At 68.0% G+C, this 17,006-nt stretch carries 15 protein-coding genes; 4 read left to right on the forward strand and 11 right to left on the reverse strand.

All coding sequences use genetic code 11. The features are described from left to right. Both K4G53_RS00060 and nboR read left to right on the forward strand, forming a co-directional pair. Nucleotides 1–1,823: pyruvate dehydrogenase (acetyl-transferring), homodimeric type (locus tag K4G53_RS00060; protein ID WP_221383454.1), on the forward strand; the 1,823-nt coding region annotated here is incomplete at its 5' end. Between the two features lie 21 nt (nt 1,824–1,844). Continuing rightward, complete coding sequence (gene nboR / locus K4G53_RS00065) at nt 1,845–2,486, forward strand: nicotine blue oxidoreductase (protein WP_221383455.1); 642 nt, start codon at nt 1,845–1,847, stop codon at nt 2,484–2,486. Nucleotides 2,487–2,519: 33 nt separating this feature from the next. Here the strand turns inward: nboR and K4G53_RS21495 are convergent, their stop codons facing one another. From K4G53_RS21495 to K4G53_RS00110, 10 genes are all read right to left on the reverse strand, one after another. Next, entirely contained in the window at nt 2,520–3,446 is a 927-nt protein-coding gene (locus K4G53_RS21495) for a DUF222 domain-containing protein (protein WP_374226127.1), read from the reverse strand. Next, nucleotides 3,364–4,014: a hypothetical protein gene (locus K4G53_RS21500; RefSeq protein ID WP_374226128.1), complete on the reverse strand. Its 651-nt coding sequence runs from the start codon at nt 4,012–4,014 to the stop codon at nt 3,364–3,366. Before K4G53_RS21500 ends, K4G53_RS21495 begins: the two co-directional genes overlap by 83 nt. Before the next feature lie 50 nt (nt 4,015–4,064). Then, entirely contained in the window at nt 4,065–4,715 is a 651-nt protein-coding gene (locus K4G53_RS00075) for a uracil-DNA glycosylase (protein WP_221383456.1), read from the reverse strand. Then, the gene (locus K4G53_RS00080; RefSeq protein WP_221383457.1) at nt 4,712–5,452 is read right to left on the reverse strand and encodes a HEAT repeat domain-containing protein; all 741 of its coding nucleotides are present in this window, start codon (nt 5,450–5,452) and stop codon (nt 4,712–4,714) included. Before K4G53_RS00080 ends, K4G53_RS00075 begins: the two co-directional genes overlap by 4 nt. A gap of 41 nt (nt 5,453–5,493) precedes the next feature. Beyond that, the gene (locus K4G53_RS00085; RefSeq protein ID WP_221383458.1) at nt 5,494–6,474 is read right to left on the reverse strand and encodes an aldo/keto reductase; all 981 of its coding nucleotides are present in this window, start codon (nt 6,472–6,474) and stop codon (nt 5,494–5,496) included. A 105-nt stretch (nt 6,475–6,579) separates the two neighbouring features. After that, on the reverse strand, nt 6,580–9,408 hold the full coding sequence (locus tag K4G53_RS00090) for a molybdopterin-dependent oxidoreductase (protein ID WP_221383459.1): 2,829 nt from the start codon (nt 9,406–9,408) through the stop codon (nt 6,580–6,582). Between the two features lie 2 nt (nt 9,409–9,410). After that, nucleotides 9,411–10,346 (reverse strand): xanthine dehydrogenase family protein subunit M, encoded by a 936-nt coding sequence (locus K4G53_RS00095; RefSeq protein WP_221383460.1) that lies wholly within the window; start codon nt 10,344–10,346, stop codon nt 9,411–9,413. After that, complete coding sequence (locus K4G53_RS00100) at nt 10,337–11,563, reverse strand: XdhC family protein (protein WP_221383461.1); 1,227 nt, start codon at nt 11,561–11,563, stop codon at nt 10,337–10,339. Before K4G53_RS00100 ends, K4G53_RS00095 begins: the two co-directional genes overlap by 10 nt. Nucleotides 11,564–11,639: 76 nt before the next feature. Continuing rightward, nucleotides 11,640–13,160 carry an NCS2 family permease gene (locus K4G53_RS00105; RefSeq protein WP_221383462.1) on the reverse strand — a complete coding sequence of 507 codons (1,521 nt, stop codon included), beginning with the start codon at nt 13,158–13,160 and terminating at the stop codon, nt 11,640–11,642. 14 nt (nt 13,161–13,174) lie between these two features. Continuing rightward, nucleotides 13,175–13,669: a nucleoside deaminase gene (locus K4G53_RS00110; protein ID WP_221383463.1), complete on the reverse strand. Its 495-nt coding sequence runs from the start codon at nt 13,667–13,669 to the stop codon at nt 13,175–13,177. A 412-nt stretch (nt 13,670–14,081) separates the two neighbouring features. On the opposite strand from K4G53_RS00110, the gene K4G53_RS00115 reads away from it, so the two are divergent. Together K4G53_RS00115 and ligD are read left to right on the forward strand one after the other, a co-directional pair. Continuing rightward, nucleotides 14,082–15,461 (forward strand): 8-oxoguanine deaminase, encoded by a 1,380-nt coding sequence (locus tag K4G53_RS00115; protein ID WP_221383464.1) that lies wholly within the window; start codon nt 14,082–14,084, stop codon nt 15,459–15,461. A 31-nt stretch (nt 15,462–15,492) separates the two neighbouring features. Beyond that, the gene (ligD, locus tag K4G53_RS00120; protein ID WP_221383465.1) at nt 15,493–16,734 is read left to right on the forward strand and encodes a non-homologous end-joining DNA ligase; all 1,242 of its coding nucleotides are present in this window, start codon (nt 15,493–15,495) and stop codon (nt 16,732–16,734) included. Nucleotides 16,735–16,748: 14 nt separating this feature from the next. Here ligD and K4G53_RS00125 read toward each other — a convergent pair whose 3' ends face one another. Next, nucleotides 16,749–16,964, reverse strand: a complete 216-nt coding sequence (locus K4G53_RS00125) for a hypothetical protein (RefSeq protein ID WP_374226129.1) — start codon at nt 16,962–16,964, stop codon at nt 16,749–16,751. Nucleotides 16,965–17,006 lie beyond the last annotated feature (42 nt).

Below are 17,006 nucleotides of genomic sequence, written 5' to 3' on the forward strand. Positions count from 1 at the left end.
TCACCCGCGACACCGACGGCTCGCTCGTGAAAATCATGAACGAAACCCCCGACGGGGACTACCAGACCTACAAGGCCGAATCCGGCGGGTTCGTCCGCGAACACTTCTTCGGCAAGACCCCGCAGACCAAGGACCTCGTCGTGGACCTGACCGATGACCAGATCTGGAACCTCAAGCGCGGCGGCCACGACTACCGCAAGGTCTACGCCGCCTACAAGGCAGCCACCGAATTCAAAGGCAAGCCCACCGTCATCCTCGCCAAAACCGTCAAAGGCTACGGCCTCGGACCAAGGTTTGAAGGCAGGAATGCCACGCACCAGATGAAGAAACTGACGGTCGAGGACCTCAAGGACTTTAGGGATTACCTCCGCATTCCCATTTCGGATGAACAGCTCGACGCCGATCCCTACCGCCCGCCCTACTATCACCCGGGTGCCGAGGCACCCGAGATCGCCTACCTCATGGAGCGCCGGCGGGCGCTGGGCGGTTCCGTTCCGGAACGCCGTTCCAGCCATCAGGCTGTAGAACTGCCGGACGCGAAGTCCTATGAGGTGGCCAGGCGGGGCTCCGGAAAGCAGCAGGCCGCCACGACGATGTCCTTCGTGCGCCTGCTCAAAGATCTGCTCCGCGACAAGAAGTTCGGGAGCCGGATTGTGCCGATCGTGCCGGATGAATCACGCACGTTCGGTATGGATGCGTTCTTCCCGACGGCGAAGATCTACAACCCCACGGGCCAGAACTACCTGTCCGTGGACCGCGACCTCGTCCTGGCCTACAAGGAATCCCCCGCCGGCCAACTGATCCACCCCGGCATCAACGAAGCCGGCGCCGTCGCAGCGTTCACCGCCGCAGGCACCGCCTACGCCACCCACGGCGTGCCCCTGGTCCCGGTCTACGTCTTCTACTCCATGTTCGGCTTCCAGCGGACCGGCGACGCCTTCTGGGCCGCCGCCGACCAGATGACCCGCGGCTTCATCATCGGCGCCACCGCAGGACGGACCACCCTCACCGGCGAAGGCCTCCAACACGCCGACGGACACTCACCCCTGCTGGCCTCCACCAACCCGGCCGTCATCACCTACGACCCCGCCTACGGCTACGAAATCGGACACATCGTCCGCTCCGGCCTCGAACGCATGTACGGAGATGAGTCCGAAGGACACAACGGCGACAAGAACGTCATGTACTACCTCACTGTGTACAACGAACCCATCGTCCAGCCCGCAGAACCCGAGAACCTCGACATCGAAGGCGTCATCAAGGGCATCTACCTGCTCAACCCAGCGAAGGCCGCAGGACTGAATGAAAGCAGCCCCCGCACCCAGATCCTCGCCTCCGGTGTCTCCGTGCCCTGGGCCCTCGACGCCCAACGGATCCTCGCCGACGACTGGAACGTCTCCGCAGACGTCTGGTCCGTCACCTCCTGGAACGAACTGCGCCGCGACGGCCTCGCCGCCGAAGAGGAAGCCTTCCTCAACCCCGGCCAGCCCGCCCGCGTCCCCTTCGTCACCCAGCAACTCGAAGGCGCCACCGGCCCCGTCGTCGCCGTCTCCGACTACATGAAAGCCGTTCCCGACCAAATCCGGCAATTCGTCCCCAACGAATACGCCACCCTCGGCGCCGACGGCTTCGGCTTCTCCGACACCCGCGCAGCAGCCCGCCGCTTCTTCAAAAACGACACCCACTCCATCGTCGTCAAAGCGCTGCAAATGCTCGCGGCGAGGGGCGAAGTCGAGGAGGGCGCGCCCTCGTACGCCATGGACCGCTACAAGCTCCTGGACGTCAACGCCGGCACCACGGGCGGGGCAGGCGGAGACGCCTAAGTCACCGGATAGGGTGCAGCTATGGGTGACAGCAACGGGACCGGCTCGGCAGGGACCAGGACCACCGGGGTGGTCCTGGCTGCCGGCGCCGGAACCCGGCTGGGCCTCGGCCCCAAAGCACTGCTGCCTTTCCACGGCCGGCCGCTGGTGGAGGCCATCGCCCGCGCAGTGCTTGACGGCGGTTGCCGGGAAGTGGTGGTGGTTCTTGGCGCAGGAGCGTCGGACGTTGATGCGGCTGCCAACCTGGACCGCTTCCGCGTGGTGACCAATGCAGGCTGGGAGTCGGGGATGGGAAGTTCCTTCCTGCTCGGCAACCAGGCCGCTGATCCTGCAGACCACGTCCTGATCGCCCTCGTGGACCAGCCCGGCCTCACCGCGGAAACCGTGGCGCGGCTGCTGGCCCGGCACCGCCCGGGACGCATCACTGCCGCCGCGTACCGCCACAGTGATTCCGGCGACGGTGGCGGGGCGGCACTCCGCCGCGGACACCCACTGCTCATCGACGCCTCCCTGCGCGAAGCCGTGTCTGCAACGGTAACGGGCGATGCCGGGGCTCGCGGCTTCCTGCGCAGCCATCCAGACCTGGTGGATGAGGTGGACTGCACCGACCAGTCCAGTGGTGAGGATGTGGATACGCCGGACCAGCTGCGCCTTCTCCACTAGCACCTGCAGGTCGTCACCAGCATCTGAAGCCGGTCAGGCGGGGGCGCGCAGGAACCGCGCGAGGGCCTCTTCCCAAGGCGACCCGCCGTGGTGAACGATGTCGATGCCGCCGGCTGGCAGTCCCCCGGGCCATCGTGGTAGTTCCCAGTCCTGGTGTTCGCTTGTGTAGTGCCGGCCGGCGGGTGAGGTCCAGCCGGGTGGTTCGTTTTCGGTGGCCGGGGTGGGTGCCCAGCCGGTAATGTGCCGGAGCCGGTGGTGCTTGCGGCAGGGCTGTCCCAGGTTCGAGATCCCGGTAGTGCCGCCGTTGGCCCAGGCAAGGAGATGGTCGGCGTCGTTGTCCAGGGAGTTGTTACTGCAGCCGGGGAAAGGGCATTTGCCGTCCCGCATCCTCAACCAGGCCCGCATCGCGCCCGTGACCCTGTAACTCGTCCGCCCGATCTCCAGCGGCGCCCCGTCCCGCGGATCCACCAACACCCGATAAAACGACCCCGCCCCGTTCGCCACCAGGTCCCGGGCCATCGACGCCGGAATGGGCCCATACCCGTCCAACAAAGCCGGCTCGTCCGTCGAGCCCATCAGCGAGAACACCGGCACCGTGACCAGCACCTGCGCCCGGATCCGCGACGACAGGCCAGCATCTCCACTGCCGTCCGCGCCGGCAACGCCGGCGGGGCAGCTGTTGCCAAGGACCGCCTCAGCGAAGGTGTCAGCGCGCAGCTGGGACATGCTGCGGGATTCATCCGGGCCCTGCATGGCACGCGAGATAGCGGTGAGCCGGTTCCACCCCGCCAACGCCTGAGCAGCCGGCAGGCACGCCGACAACCACGCCATCCCGTCCTGGTCCGGCCGGAACTCCACCCGCCGGTCCGCCACAGACTTAGTGTGGCGTTTTTCGATGCTCTCGGCATGGTGGCGTTCCCGCCAGGTGCGGGCCTTGGCCCTGAACCGGTGCGCGGGCATCTTCCCGGCCGGGCAGCCCCGTGCCGGGTCCGGGGCTGGGCATCTTCCCGGCCGGGCAGCCCCGTGCCGGGTCCGGGGCGCCCGGGTCCAGGAAGTGCCCTTCCAGTGCGGCGGCACCGGCGGCATCAAGGCTGGCCGTCTCGTCGACCATCGCCAGGGCATGCTGCCACGACAGGTCCCCGGCTTCCAGTGCCGACAGCGTCCGGGGCAGCGTGGTGGCAAGGGCGTGGGACGCGGCCAGGAACGACGACGCCGCCCGCGGCCCCAGGGACAGCACACACCCGATCTCGGCCGCGACAGCCATCTCCTGCGCCTGCACCGAAGCATCCGGCCCGGCAACAGCGTGGGCACTGTCCGCGTACGTCACAGCGGCCTTCGCCTTCAACGCCGCGAAACCAGCCTCGGCCTCCCGGGCCCCGGCAAGAACATCCAGGCAACCATCCGCCAAACCGGCCATCGGATCAGCCGCCGAAAACGGCTCGGGACCCCATCCCTCGACCTCAGCATTGAGCACAGCAAGGGCAGCACGGATATCCGCATATGCCTTGGCCACCGCTGCTTTCCCCATAAACACATCATGGCAAAGGGGTACGACATTCCCTCTGTGAAGGCTTCAGGTCAAGCCTGCATCCCGCTGTCCAGCAGTTCCTGCAGCCCCTGCTTGAAGCCTTCGCGGCCGCCGTGGGCCGGGTGCCGGATCTTTGGAACATCCAGGCCGACGCGCTTCAGGCTGTGCTGCGCTACGTTGCCCACCGCCACAAGGGTCTCTATGCCGAACAACTCCGAGAGTTCCTGCCAGAACGGTGTCCCCAGCTTCGTCTCGGAAGGCCTGGGTGTCCGGTTGGTCTGTGGCAGCCCGGGCCGGTGCGAATGCCAGGGGAATGCGCTCCACAGCAACGGAAGGAAGTCGAGCTCAGCCAGGACCTGCCACAGCACAGTTGCCGTGGGTTCGGCTGGAACCCCTGCAGCTTCGGGCGGCAACACGTACCCCTTGCCGGGGCCGAACAACCCAAAGCTGTTGGCGGGGCCTCCAAGGATGGTCCGGTTAGTGAAGGGAACCCCCGTGATCCGCATGCCCCGAAATCCAGGGGCCTCCCCCACCAGCAGCACTTTTGGCCGCCGGTCCAGCATCTCCTGCAGGTAGAGTTCCAGGTTTCGCCGGCGCAACCCATTCGCCGGAACCGCATGGTCGAAGAAATTAGTGGAATCCGGCCCCGTTTCCACGGCGGCGAGCCGGTCCACGAAGGCGCTGACAGCAGGGTCCCTCACGCGCCGGACTGTTCCAGGATGGCAGTCAAACGTTCCGCCGTCGTCGGATCGGCCTTCGCCAGGCGCGCTTTTCGAAGGTTCTCGCGCACGATCCAGCGCACGTCCCGGTCCTGGCTCCGTGCCCACTTTTCGAGGTATGCGAAGCCCGCGGGCGGCGCAGCGGCGACGGCAACGCTCCAGCAGTACCCAAGCCCCTGGCGCAGCACGCGGAAGTGCTCAGACCGCCGGGCTGCAGGATCCGTTGCTTCCACCGCAGCGGTAATCCTGTCGAGGGCCTGGACTGCCCTGGCGGCATCCTCCGGAGCGCGGAGCAGCCGGGGCTCACAGATGCCGGCCGCAATGGCCCGTTGCACCAGCGGCCCGCCGTCCTCCCATTGTTCCGTCAACGCCCACAACGCCGCCATGTCCGCATCCCCGAGTTGCTGCAGGGCCATCGCTGCCCCCTCGCGCACCCGCCAGCGGCCGTCTTCGGCCAGCGTCCGCAGGGTTGCGGCTGCACCAGAATCGCCCTCCACAAGCAGGCGGCCGAGACCAACGGCGCCACACATGGCAAGGTACTCGTCAGGACTTCCAGCGCACAGCCGGATCAGGGCGGGGTCCGCCACATCGGAAAACGCCTGCGCCAGTTCGATGTTCCCGCGGGGTCCGGGAAGCCCGGATTCAGCGTTGAGGTAGGCCGTCCATTGTCCGGGCGGCAGCGATTCCAGCACCGCCCGGTAATCCGACCGTTTACTCACCGGAACCTCCTCGCGTGAAAGCTGCGGACCCCCGGCGAACGCTACCAGCGCGGGTGGATGGTTTCGCGGAAGTAGTGGTCGTAGATCCACCTAACGCCGTCGTCGAATTCCTTGCCGATGCTGACCGTGGCCGCGGCGGCGTTGGCCCGTGCCTGCTCCACGTTGCGGGCGCCCGGGATAACGGTGGTGACGCCGTCCTGTGCTGCAATCCAGGCAATGGCTGCCTGCGCCGTTGTGGCGCCCGAAGGCACCAGTTGCTCGAACTCCGCCACGGCCTTCAGGCCCAGCTCGTAATCCACGCCGGAGAAGGTCTCGCCGACGTCGAAGGCCTCGCCCTGGCGGTTGTAGTTGCGGTGGTCGTTCTCCGCGAAGGTGGTGTCCTTGGAGTACTTGCCGGACAGCAGGCCGGACGCGAGCGGCACCCGGGCGATGATGCCCACCCCGGCGGCCTTGGCAGCTGGAAGGACCTCGTCCAGCGGCTTGAGCCGGAAGGCGTTCAGGATGATCTGGACCGATGCGGTGCCCTCGTGTCGGATCGCCTCCAGCGCCTCGTCAGTCCGCTCCACGCTGACGCCATAGTTCCGGATCGCGCCTTCAGCCACGAGGGTGTCCAGGGCGTCGTACACCTCGTTGCTGCTGTACACCGGGGTGGGCGGGCAGTGCAGCTGGACGAGGTCAAGGGTGTCCGTGCCCAGGTTCTTGCGTGAGCGGTCCACCCACTGGCGGAAGTTGGCCAAGGTGTAGTTTTCCGGCTTCTGGTCCACGCGGCGGCCCATCTTGGTGGCCACCGTGACGCCGAGGCCAGGGTTGTCCGCTAGGAACTTTCCGATGGCCTGCTGACTCTTGCCGTCGCCGTAGACATCGGCGGTGTCGAAGAGGGTGACGCCGGCCTCCACGGATGCCGCGAGGATGGCCTGCGCCTGTGCCGGGTCCACGTTGCCCCAGTCCGCGCCGAGCTGCCAGGTCCCCAGCCCCACAATGGAGACGCTACGTCCGGTCTTACCTAAAATCCGGTGTTCCATCCCCTGACTATATGCAACGATGCAACGCGGGGTCAGATCCGGCCCGCAGGACGCACCCAATCCGACCCCGCCTTGCCCCGGGAAATATTGCTCCGGACAAGCGTCCTAGGAAAGAACGTGCTCAAGCTTGGGCACCAACCCCGCTTCCTTAAGCCCCACATAGATCCGGTCCCGCGCGATGGGCAGGGACGCGAACCGAACCCCGGTGGCGTTCCGGATGGCGTTGGCGAGCGCCGGCGCCACGGGGTTGAACGGACTCTCACTCATCGACTTGGCGCCCAGCGGCCCCATCTTGTCGTTCGTGTCCGCGAAGTAGACCTCGCTGCGCGGCACGTCCGCGAACGTAGGAATGTGGTACTGGCGCAGGATGTCCGTGGTGACCTTCCCGGCGTCGTCCACCACCACTTCCTCGTACAGCGCGGCACCGATGGCCTGGGCGATGCCGCCCTCAATCTGGCCCCGGCACTGGCGCGGGTTGACCACCACGCCGGCGTCCGCCGCCTGCACGCTCTGCAGGATCTTCAGTTCGCCGGTGCCGCGGTTCACCGCCACCCGGAAGCCGTGGACGTTGAACGCCACGGAGCGCGGCGTGCCGCCCCATCGCCCTTCGGCGGCGAGTTCGACGCCGGCTTCCGCGGCTTGCTGCGCGAGTTCCGCCAGTGACACGGGCGTCCCGTCGATCACCACGGCGTCGCCGTCCAGCACGCAGGCGGAGGCCTGGGTCTGCCGGATGCCGGCGGCGAAGGCCCGGATCCGGACGGCAAGCTCCTCCGCTGCCGCCAGCGTGGCCTTTCCGGCCACCACCGTCCCGGCCGACCCGAACGCGCCGGTATCGTGCTCCACCAGGTCCGTGTCCGACTGCCGCACCACAACTTTCGACGCCTCCGTGGACAATGCGGTGGCAGCGAGCTGGGCATGCACGGTGGTGGTGCCGTTGCCGAACTCGGCGGTCCCGACGTCGGCCTGGTACGTTCCGTCCGGCAGGAGCCGGACGTGGGAATGGGCAAAGTGCCCCCGCGGCGGCACGGTGTCGATCATGGACAGTGCGGCACCGTCGCCCACCATCCAGTCCGGGCCGAGGTCGTCGAGGCCTGCGTCCCGGTACCTTTCCTTGCCTCGGTCCAGGGCGTCCCGCACCAGGTCAAGGCACTGGTCCAGGCCGTAGCTGCCGTAGTGGACGTCCTCCTCCGGGTCGGGCTGGGTGGACAGCATCCGGTCCCCCTCGCGGACCATGTTCCGCCGGCGGAACTCCAGCGGATCCATGCCGATCCCGGCCGCCAGCTCATCCATGGCGGACTCGATCGCGAAGATCATCTGGCTGAGCCCGTAGCCGCGGAATGCCCCGGCGGGCACCGTGTTGGTGTACACCGAATGTGCGTCCACCTTCTTGTTGGCGCAGTTGTAGACCGCCAGCGATTCGCCGCAGCCGTGGAACATCACGCCGGGGCCGTGGTTGCCGTAGGCGCCGGTGTTGGTGACCACGTCCAGTTCCAGGGCCGTCAGCGTCCCGTCCTTGGCGGCTCCTGCCTTCAGCTTGATGGTGAACGGGTGCCGGGTGGTGGTGGCAGTGAACTGCTCGGTCCGGGTGAGTTCCAGCTGGACCGGCCGCTTCAGCTTCAAGGCCGCGAGCGCCACAAGGTCCTCGGTCAGGACTTCCTGCTTCCCGCCGAATCCGCCACCCACGCGCCCGGCCACCAAATGCACCTGGTCCTCGTCCAGGCCATACAGCCGGCACAGCGTGCGGCGCACCAGGAATGGCACCTGGCTGGAGGTCCGGACCTGGAGGCGCCCCTCGGCGTCCACCGAGGCGATGGCAGCGTGGGTTTCCAGGGCGACATGCTGGACGCGCTGGGTGCGGTAAGTCTGTTCGTGGATGAAGTCCGCCGCAGCGAACCCCTCGGCCACGCTCCCCAGTTCGGAATGAAGCTCGGCCACCACGTTCCGGTCCGGCCGGGAGATGCGCGAACCTGTGGCGTCCTTGTCCCCGTGGACCAGCGGCGCACCGGGCAGCAGTGCGTCCTGCGGCGAGAAGACGGCGGGAAGTTCCTGGTATTCCACCCGGAGTGCCCGTACACCGGCTTCCGCCGCGGCCACGGTTTCGGCCACGACGGCGGCCACCCGCTGGCCGCGGAACCGCACTATGTCATCCAGCACGCGGGTATCGTCCGGGTCATCGGTGAAGAGTTCATGCTGGGCCGTGGAGAACAGCTGTTCCGGGGCGTCCCGGGAGGTGAAGACAGCCACCACACCCGGGATTTTCAGGGCCGCCTCGGTATCAATGGACAGCACCCGGGCGTGGGCGTGCGGCGAGCGCAGGATCTTCAGGTGCAGCAGGCCCTGGAGCTGGTCCGCGGGAACGTCCAGCGTGTACCGGGCAGCACCGGTGACCACCGCCCGGCTGGCCGGGGCCGGGACGTCGTCGCCCAGCTGTCCCGGTTCGGGATCCGGCTGCCCGGGCCCGGCAATGCCGGAACCCTGCCCGGCCGGATCCGGGTGGCCGGCGTCCCCGCACACCGCATCGGCGATGGCCCGGTAGCCGGTGCACCGGCAGAGGTTGCCCTTGAGGTTCCGGGGCAGGTTCTCCTTCTGTTCGTCGTCGAAGGTTGCCGCCGTCATCACCATGCCCGCGGTGCAGAACCCGCACTGGAAACCCTGGCGCTGCATGAACTGTTCCTGGACAGGGTGCAACTCCGTGCCGCCCGCAGCAGACGCCAGCCCCTCGATGGTGGTGACGGCATGCCCCTCGGCCCGGACAGCCGGGTAGATGCAGCTGTGGACGGGCGTCCCGTCCACGTGCACGGTGCAGGCACCGCAGTCACCGCCGTCGCAGCCCTTCTTCACGCCGGTGTTGCCCTGCTCGCGCAGGAAGGTGCGCAGGCACTGCCCGGGGCGGGGCTCGGCGTCGGAAACCGTTCCGTTGATCTCGATGGCCATGCTCAGGCCCCTTCCTGCTGTGCGCTAATTTGCCGGGCATCGGTGCCGCGGTGCGCCGGCGGCCAGAAATCGCCGGAAACCCGCAGCCCGGTCTCCCCTGCGGGAGCGGTGAGTTCTGCGCGGATTTCCTCGGCCAGCCGGTAGGTCATGTCGCGACGCCAGGCCGGCAGCCCGTGGATGTCGTCGTGGTAAAGGTCGGTGGGGATCGCGGCGCCGATGGACTCGGCGAGCCGGTCGGCATCGGGCAGGCCGTCGAACCGGAGCTGCACGGGCCGCTTGGTGGCCGCGGTGACGGTCAGGACAAGGGAGGTGCCGCCGTCGAGCCGTCCAATCAGCAGCACCCCGGACCGGCCCAGGTTGCTCAGTGACAAGCGCCGGAACGCCACCCGGGAGGACAGGGCCGACGCCGGGAGGTGGATGCTGCGGAGCAGCTCGCCGGGTGCCAGGCAGTTCTGCGCGTCGCCGGTGACGAATTCGGCCACCGGAACGGTGCGGCTGGTGCCTCCGGGGGCGAGGATGGTGGCGGTGCCGTCCAGTCCGGCGCAGAGCGAAATCATGGGACCGGCCGGCAGCGACGTGCAGACGTTCCCGCCCACCGTGGACATGTTCCACACCTTGAACGAAGCCACGAAGGAATCGCAGCACGGACGGACCAGGTCCAGCGCAGGCCAGGTGCGGCCGGACACCTCGGGCGAACCGGGCAGGCTGTACAGCTGGGCGATGGTGCAGGTTGCGGCAAGTTCGATCCCGTCATCGGTGACGGTGACCGGCTCCCAGCCGGCTTCGCCCAGGTCAAGGAGCCGTTTGAGGGGCTCCGGACCGAAGGCGTAGCTGCCGTAGGAGAACAGGACCGTGCCGCCGGCCAGCCAGGCGTCGCCGTCGCGCCATTGTGCGGGGTCGGTGGTGCGGACCACCGCCTCGATGGTGTTCATGTCCATGCGATCTCCTGCTTGATGAAGTCTGTGGGCGCCGGCGGCGCGGTTTGGTGGATAGGGCCGGAGGTGTCCCGGAGCGGCGTGCAGCCTGCGGACCGGGAGCGGGCGGCGATAAGTTCGGCGGTGATGGACACCGCCACTTCGGCCGGGGTAACGGCATTGATGTCCAGGCCTATGGGTGAATGCAGCTGGGCGATCCGCTCTGGCCGGACCCCCGCGCTGAGGAGCCCCTCCATGCGCTGGAGGTGGCTGCGGCGCGATCCCATGGCGCCGATATACGCCAGGTCGAGCGCCAGTGCTGCTTCCAGGAGCGGGAGGTCGAACTTGGGATCGTGGGTAAGGACGGCCGCCACGGTGCGGCTGTCCAGGCGGCCCGCGGCAGCTTCCGCCGCGAGGTAGCGGTGCGGCCACTGGGTGACCACAGCGTCGGCGGCAGCGAACCGTGGCTGGTGGGCGAAGGCAGGCCGGGCATCCACGAGGGTCACGTGGTAGCCCAGCAGCTTGGCAGCCGGGACCAGGGCGGCGCCGAAATCGTTGGCACCGAAGACCAGCATCCGTGGCGGTGCAAGGCGGGACTCCACGAGGATCAGTGGTTCTCCGGCCTCGGGCCGGCCGGCCTGGCCCAGCCGGCCGGGGAGGCAGTTGCCGTCCCCGGTCGGCCGAACCAAGCCCGCTCCGCCGCTGCGTACCAGGGACTCCACCTGCAGCGCGGGCTCCCCGTGCAGCACTGGTGCGAGCCCGGGGAATGTTCCCACGCGGGCAGCGGCGGGGTTGGAAAGCACGACGGCGCCGCCTCCTTGCCCGTCCAGCAGCCGTACCAGCGCCACGGGTTGGCCCGGTCCACGTCCGGCGAGTTGCAGCAGGGCGGCCCGCAGGGGGTGCACTGCCCCGCCGGGACACTTGCCGGGCACCGGCTGGACATGAATGTCCAGTGCGCCGCCGCATGTGAGCCCGGCAGCGAAGGCGTCCGCCGAACTGAAGCCGAAGGTTGCCAGCCGGGAGCCGCCGTCGTCCATTGCTTCTTCCGCCAGCGCAACCACCGCGCCCTCCACGCAGCCGCCCGAAAGGCTGCCCAGCACAGCCCCCGAGCCGCTGACCAGCATGGACGTGCCCACCGGGCGGGGCACCGAACCGGAAGCAGAGACGATGGTGGCCACGGCAAACCGCTGCCCCAGCAGCCCGTGCAGCCAGCTCTCAGGCAGGGGGATCAGGTCAAGCATGGCGGCGCTCCTTCATCCGCGCGGCGGTGGTGTCCATTGTCGGTCCTTCCAGGTGGTTGGGGAAGCAGGCGGGCGCTTACCCGCCGAGCAGGGCGTTGATGGGTCCGCGGGCGAAGTACACCAGGAACCCGGCGCTCACCACCCACATCAGCGGATGGATCTTCTTCGCCTTGCCTGACGCCGCGCCGATCACGGCCCAGCTCACGAAGCCCACGCCGATGCCGTTGGCGATCGAGTAGCTCAGAGGCATGGTCACGATGGTTAGGAATGCCGGGAGGGCCACGGTGAACTTGGTGAACTTAATCTCCCGGATCTGGGCCATCATCATCGCGCCCACCACCACCAGCGCGGCGGCTGCGACCTCCAGGGGCACCACGCTGGTGAGCGGGGTGAGGAACATCGAACCCAGGAACAGCAGGCCGGTGACCACCGAGGCCAGGCCGGTGCGCGCGCCTTCCCCGATGCCGGCAGCGGAATCGATGTACACGGTGTTGGAGGAGCCTGAGGTTGCCCCGCCTGCCACGGCGCCGAAGCCTTCCACGATGAAGGCGGACTTCAGCCGCGGGAACGTGCCGTCCTTGTGCGCAACGCCGGCGCTCTTGGCCAGGCCGGTCATGGTACCCATGGCGTCGAAGAAGTTGGTGAACACCAGCGTGAAGACCAGCATGGTGGCAGCGAGTCCGCCGATCCGGGCGAACGAGCCGAAGAGATCGAACTGGCCCACCAGGCCCAGGTCCGGGGCGGATACCAGTTGGCCGGAGAGCACCGGGGTGTTCAGGTGCCAGCCGCCGGGGTTGGTGGCGCTGGCCGGGCCAATCTTCATGATGGCTTCCACGATGGCGGCCAGCACGGTGGTGCCGACGATGCCGATGAGCAGGCCGCCCTGGACCTTGCGGGCCACGAGGATGCCCATGCTGAGGAGCCCGACGACGAAGACGAGGGTGGGCACGGAGGTGATGGAGCCGCCGTCGCCCAGCTGGACGGGAGGCCCGCCCGCGGTGGGCCGGACGAAGCCGGAGTCCACGAACCCGATGAAGGCGATGAACAGGCCGATGCCGACCGTGATGGCGGCCTTCAGTTCCTTGGGAACGGCGCGGAAGATCGCGGTGCGGGCGCCGGTGACGCCGAACAGCACGATCAGGATGCCGTTGATCACCACCAGGCCCATGGCCTCCGGCCAGGTGACCTCGTGGATCACCGAGACGGCCAGGAAGGAGTTGATGCCGAGCCCGGCGGCCAGCCCGAACGGCAGGTTGGCGATGAGGCCGAACAGGATGGTCATGACGCCGGCGGTAAGGCCGGTGACGGCGCCCACCTGTGCTGCGGAGAGCCAACCCCCGGCGACGTCGGTGGGAGCGTTGTCCGCGCTGAAGCCGCCCAGGATCAGGGGGTTCAGGATGACGATGTACGCCATGGTGAAGAAGGTGACCAGGCCGCCGCGGAATTCGCGGGCCAGGGTTGAGCCCCGCCGGGTGATGTGGAAGAAGCGGTCAAGGAAGGAGTTCGACGCCGGCAGCTTGGGAGTGCGCGGGGCCTGCCGGGTGGCGGGGGTACTTGGAGCCGAATGCTCCTCGTGGGAATGGTCCAGGATGGTCATCTTTGCCGCCGGGCCTAGTAGTCGATCCTGGATTCGAGCGTGTTCCAGGTGTTGAACGGCTCCAGCGGCGCGGGGGCCTGGGGATCGCCCAGTTCCAGCTTGGAGACCGGCATCAGGGAGTCCCTGTCCTGGTTTTCGAAGTATTCGTAGAAGACGGCGTCGTCGAAGCCGACCGAGGCGGCGTCGTGACGGTCCGCCGCGTAGACCACCCGGTCCACGCGGGCCCAGAGTGCGGAGGCCAGGCACATGGGGCATGGCTCGCAGCTCGTGTAGAGGGTTGCGCCGCTGAGGTCGAACGTGCCCAGTTCGCGGCAGGCGGTGCGGATGGCGGTGACTTCTGCGTGGGCGGTGGGATCGTTGTCCGCGGTGACGCGGTTGACGCCGTCGAAGGTTGTGCCGTCCGCGGTGACGATCATGGCGCCGAAGGGCCCGCCGCTGTTGAGGACGTTGGCCGTTGCCAGCCGGATGGATCTGGCCAAAAACTGTTCGGCCGTGACGGTGGTACTCATGATGCGACTTCCTTTTGCCGGGAAGCCTGTTGCCGTGCAGGACCAGTAGAACCAGGTGCGAACGGTTACCAGGCTTCAGCATGTGCTGTGAAGGTTAAGTTGCGCCTGGTAGATAGCTTCCCGGGTTCGGGTGCCCGCCTTTGGCAGAATTGAGATTAGCACCGCTTTGTGGGCCACGCCATAGTTTTCTGGAAATTTTATTTCGCCATGTGAAATCAATGTTTCGGGTCCTTCACCGCCCTCCCCCGGGCCGCTGGTCACATTCCGCCGGCGTTGACCCGCCGCCCACGGGCTGGCTACTGTCATCGGACCCGCGGCCCGCGGTTCTTCGGGCACGGCGGCGACCTGGATCAGCAGACAGGGCCTCACTGAGCTGGATTAACTGCCCCTTTGCTCAGAACAGGACATCCACATGCACCAGCCCATCCCCGCATCCCGGCTCTGGATCCGGAACCCCCTGGCCGCGTTCACCGCCAACTCCCTTGACGCGTCCGGCGGGGTGGTGGTCAGCGGCGGCGCGATCACTGAAGTCCTCGCAGCCGGGCAGCGGCCGTCCGCACCCTGCGAGGAGACGTTCGACGCCGGCAGCCACGTGCTGCTGCCGGGCCTGATCAACACCCACCACCACTTCTACCAGACCCTCACCCGTGCCTGGGGACCTGTGGCCAACGCCCCGCTGTTCCCCTGGCTGCAGAACCTGTACCCGGTATGGGCACGGCTCACGCCAAAGGACCTCGAACTCGCCACCACCGTTGCACTGGCCGAACTGCTGCTTTCGGGCTGCACCACAGCCGCCGACCACCACTACCTCTTTCCGGCGGGCCTTGAGGATGCGATCGACATCGAAGTGGCAGCGGTGCGCCGGCTGGGCATGCGGGCAACGCTCACCCGCGGGTCCATGACGCTGGGAACGGACGACGGCGGCCTGCCGCCGCAGTCCACGGTGCAGGACCCGGAGGTGGTGCTGGCGGACAGCGAACGGTTGGTCGGCCAGTACCACGAGCGCGGTGACGACGCCGCGATCCAGATCGCCCTGGCGCCGTGCTCGCCATTCTCGGTGACGAAGGAGATCATGGCCGAGAGTGCCGCCCTCGCCGAGCGGCTCGACGTCCGGCTGCATACTCACCTGGCCGAGACGCTGGACGAGGAGGACTTCTGCCGGGAGATGTTCGGGCTGCGGACCGTGGACTATTTGGACAGTGTCGGCTGGCTGACGGACCGCACCTGGCTGGGGCACGGCATCCACTTCAGCGACGCCGAGATCAGCCAACTCGGGGCGGCGGGGACCGCCGTCGCACACTGCCCAACCTCCAACATGCGCCTCGCGTCGGGCACTGCCCGCGTCCTGGAACTGGAGGACGCGGGAGTCCCGGTGGGGCTGGGGGTGGACGGCTCGGCGTCGAACGATGCCTCCAACATGATCCTCGAAGCGCGGCAGGCGCTCTACCTCCAGCGGCTGCGCTACGGCGCGGACGTTCCGGTGGAGCGGGCGCTCGCGTGGGCAACCCGCGGGTCCGCCGCGGTGCTGGGCCGGCCGGGACTGGGACAGCTGGCGCCGGGCATGCAGGCGGACCTGGCCCTGTTCAAGCTCGACGACCTGCGGTTCTCCGGCAGCCACGACCCCATTGCGGCGCTGCTTCTGTGCGCGGCCGACCGGGCAGACCGGGTAATGGTGGGCGGACGCTGGCGGGTGGTGGACGGCCGGATACCGGGACTCGACGTCGCAGGCCTGATCGCGGAGCATTCGGCGGCGGCACGGCGCCTGGTCAACGAAGGCCTGGTCAACGGCTGACAGGCATCCACCCCGCTGCTAGCGTGGCGCCATGACTCCATCAAAGACGCCGGCCGAGATCCTGGACATCGATGGTGAGGAAGTCCGGATCTCGAGCCCGGACAAAGTGGTGTTCCCCGAACCAGGGCTGACCAAGCTGGACCTGGTGCGCTACTATCTTGCCGTCGCGGACGGTGCGCTGCGCGGGGCCGGCGGCAGGCCCATGGTGCTCAAGCGGTTCCCGAAGGGTATCGACGCCGAGCCGTTCTTCCAGAAGCGCGTCCCGGAGAACCATCCGCCGTTCATCGACACCACCACCCTGCACTACGCCTCCGGAACATCGGCCGAGGAAGCTGTCATCCGGGACGCCGCGGGCCTTGCCTGGGTGGTGAACCTGGGGTGCCTGGACCTCAATCCGCACCCGGTCCGCGCCGAGGACCTGGAACATCCGGACGAACTCCGCGTGGACCTGGATCCGATGCCGGGCGTGGACTGGTCGCAGATCGTGGACGTCGCGTACGTGGCGCAGGAGGTGCTCCATGATGTGGGGCTGGTGGGCTGGCCCAAGACCAGCGGGTCGCGCGGGCTCCACATCCTGGTGCGCATCGCACCCCGGTGGTCCTACCGCGACGTGCGGCTCGCCGCGGAAGCGCTCGCGCGGGAGGTGGAGAACCGCGCCCCCGGCCTCGCCACGGCGCGGTGGTGGAAGGAGGAGCGCGGCGAGAGCGTATTCGTGGACTTCAACCAGAACGCCAAGGACCGGACCGTGGCTTCCGCCTACTCGATCCGGCCGCTGCCTGACGCCCGGGTCTCAACGCCGCTGGCCTGGGGCGAAGTACGCACCATCCGGCCGGAACAGTTCACCGTTCCTACCGTGCTCAAGCGGTTCGCGGAGTCGGGCGATGCCCACGCGGGCATTGATGGCGCCGTGGGTTCGCTGGACGGGCTGCTGGCGCTGGCCAAGGAACTGGGCCCGGCGGAAAAAGCGCCGCGCGCCGGAAACGGATCCGGCCGCAGGCAGTCGGTGATGCCACTGATTGAAGTGGCGCGCACCCGGACCAAGCCGGAAGCCCTCGCGGCCCTGGAGGAGTGGAAGTCCCGGCACGCCGCCGTCACCCCATCCCTGAGTCCCGCCGACGTCATGGTGGACGGGATGCGCGGGTCCAGTTCGCTCTGGTACCGGGTGCGGGTCAACCTGCAGCACGTTCCGGAGACTGAGCGCCCGGCCCAGGAGGAGCTGATTGCGGACTACGACCCGTGGGCCGGCAAGGAATGGGCCGCCGCCGGGGACTGACTGGAGGGCTGGCGTCAGCGGCGGCCGAAGCCGGGAAGCGCGTGCATCCAGCGTGAGAAGCGGCTGGGTTCATGGACCCGGTCCTCCGGTACGTAGAAATCCGGATCCGTGCCGCCGCCGAGGGGGAGATAGAACTCCTGGGCTGAAGGTGCGGCGGGTGGCTGCGGTGCGACGGGTGTCCTGTCCTGCTGGTACATCTGATCCTCCTCGTTGTCTAAGCGCTGTTTCATATTGTGGAAACTAAATTTTGCTATACGAAAAGCGTACGGGCG

The sequence above is a fragment of the Arthrobacter sp. MAHUQ-56 genome (assembly GCF_019710585.1).
In the GTDB taxonomy this organism is placed as follows: domain Bacteria; phylum Actinomycetota; class Actinomycetes; order Actinomycetales; family Micrococcaceae; genus Arthrobacter.

What these genes read in the sequence shown, in the direction of transcription:
- nboR (WP_221383455.1), top strand. Translation starts at nt 1,845, where the DNA reads ATGGGTGACAGCAACGGGACCGGCTCGGCAGGGACCAGGACCACCGGG.
- K4G53_RS21495 (WP_374226127.1), bottom strand. Translation starts at nt 3,446, where the DNA reads ATGCCCGCGCACCGGTTCAGGGCCAAGGCCCGCACCTGGCGGGAACGC.
- K4G53_RS21500 (WP_374226128.1), bottom strand. Translation starts at nt 4,014, where the DNA reads ATGGGGAAAGCAGCGGTGGCCAAGGCATATGCGGATATCCGTGCTGCC.
- K4G53_RS00085 (WP_221383458.1), bottom strand. Translation starts at nt 6,474, where the DNA reads ATGGAACACCGGATTTTAGGTAAGACCGGACGTAGCGTCTCCATTGTG.
- K4G53_RS00090 (WP_221383459.1), bottom strand. Translation starts at nt 9,408, where the DNA reads ATGGCCATCGAGATCAACGGAACGGTTTCCGACGCCGAGCCCCGCCCC.
- K4G53_RS00095 (WP_221383460.1), bottom strand. Translation starts at nt 10,346, where the DNA reads ATGGACATGAACACCATCGAGGCGGTGGTCCGCACCACCGACCCCGCA.
- K4G53_RS00100 (WP_221383461.1), bottom strand. Translation starts at nt 11,563, where the DNA reads ATGCTTGACCTGATCCCCCTGCCTGAGAGCTGGCTGCACGGGCTGCTG.
- K4G53_RS00105 (WP_221383462.1), bottom strand. Translation starts at nt 13,160, where the DNA reads ATGACCATCCTGGACCATTCCCACGAGGAGCATTCGGCTCCAAGTACC.
- K4G53_RS00110 (WP_221383463.1), bottom strand. Translation starts at nt 13,669, where the DNA reads ATGAGTACCACCGTCACGGCCGAACAGTTTTTGGCCAGATCCATCCGG.
- K4G53_RS00115 (WP_221383464.1), top strand. Translation starts at nt 14,082, where the DNA reads ATGCACCAGCCCATCCCCGCATCCCGGCTCTGGATCCGGAACCCCCTG.
- ligD (WP_221383465.1), top strand. Translation starts at nt 15,493, where the DNA reads ATGACTCCATCAAAGACGCCGGCCGAGATCCTGGACATCGATGGTGAG.
- K4G53_RS00125 (WP_374226129.1), bottom strand. Translation starts at nt 16,964, where the DNA reads ATGAAACAGCGCTTAGACAACGAGGAGGATCAGATGTACCAGCAGGAC.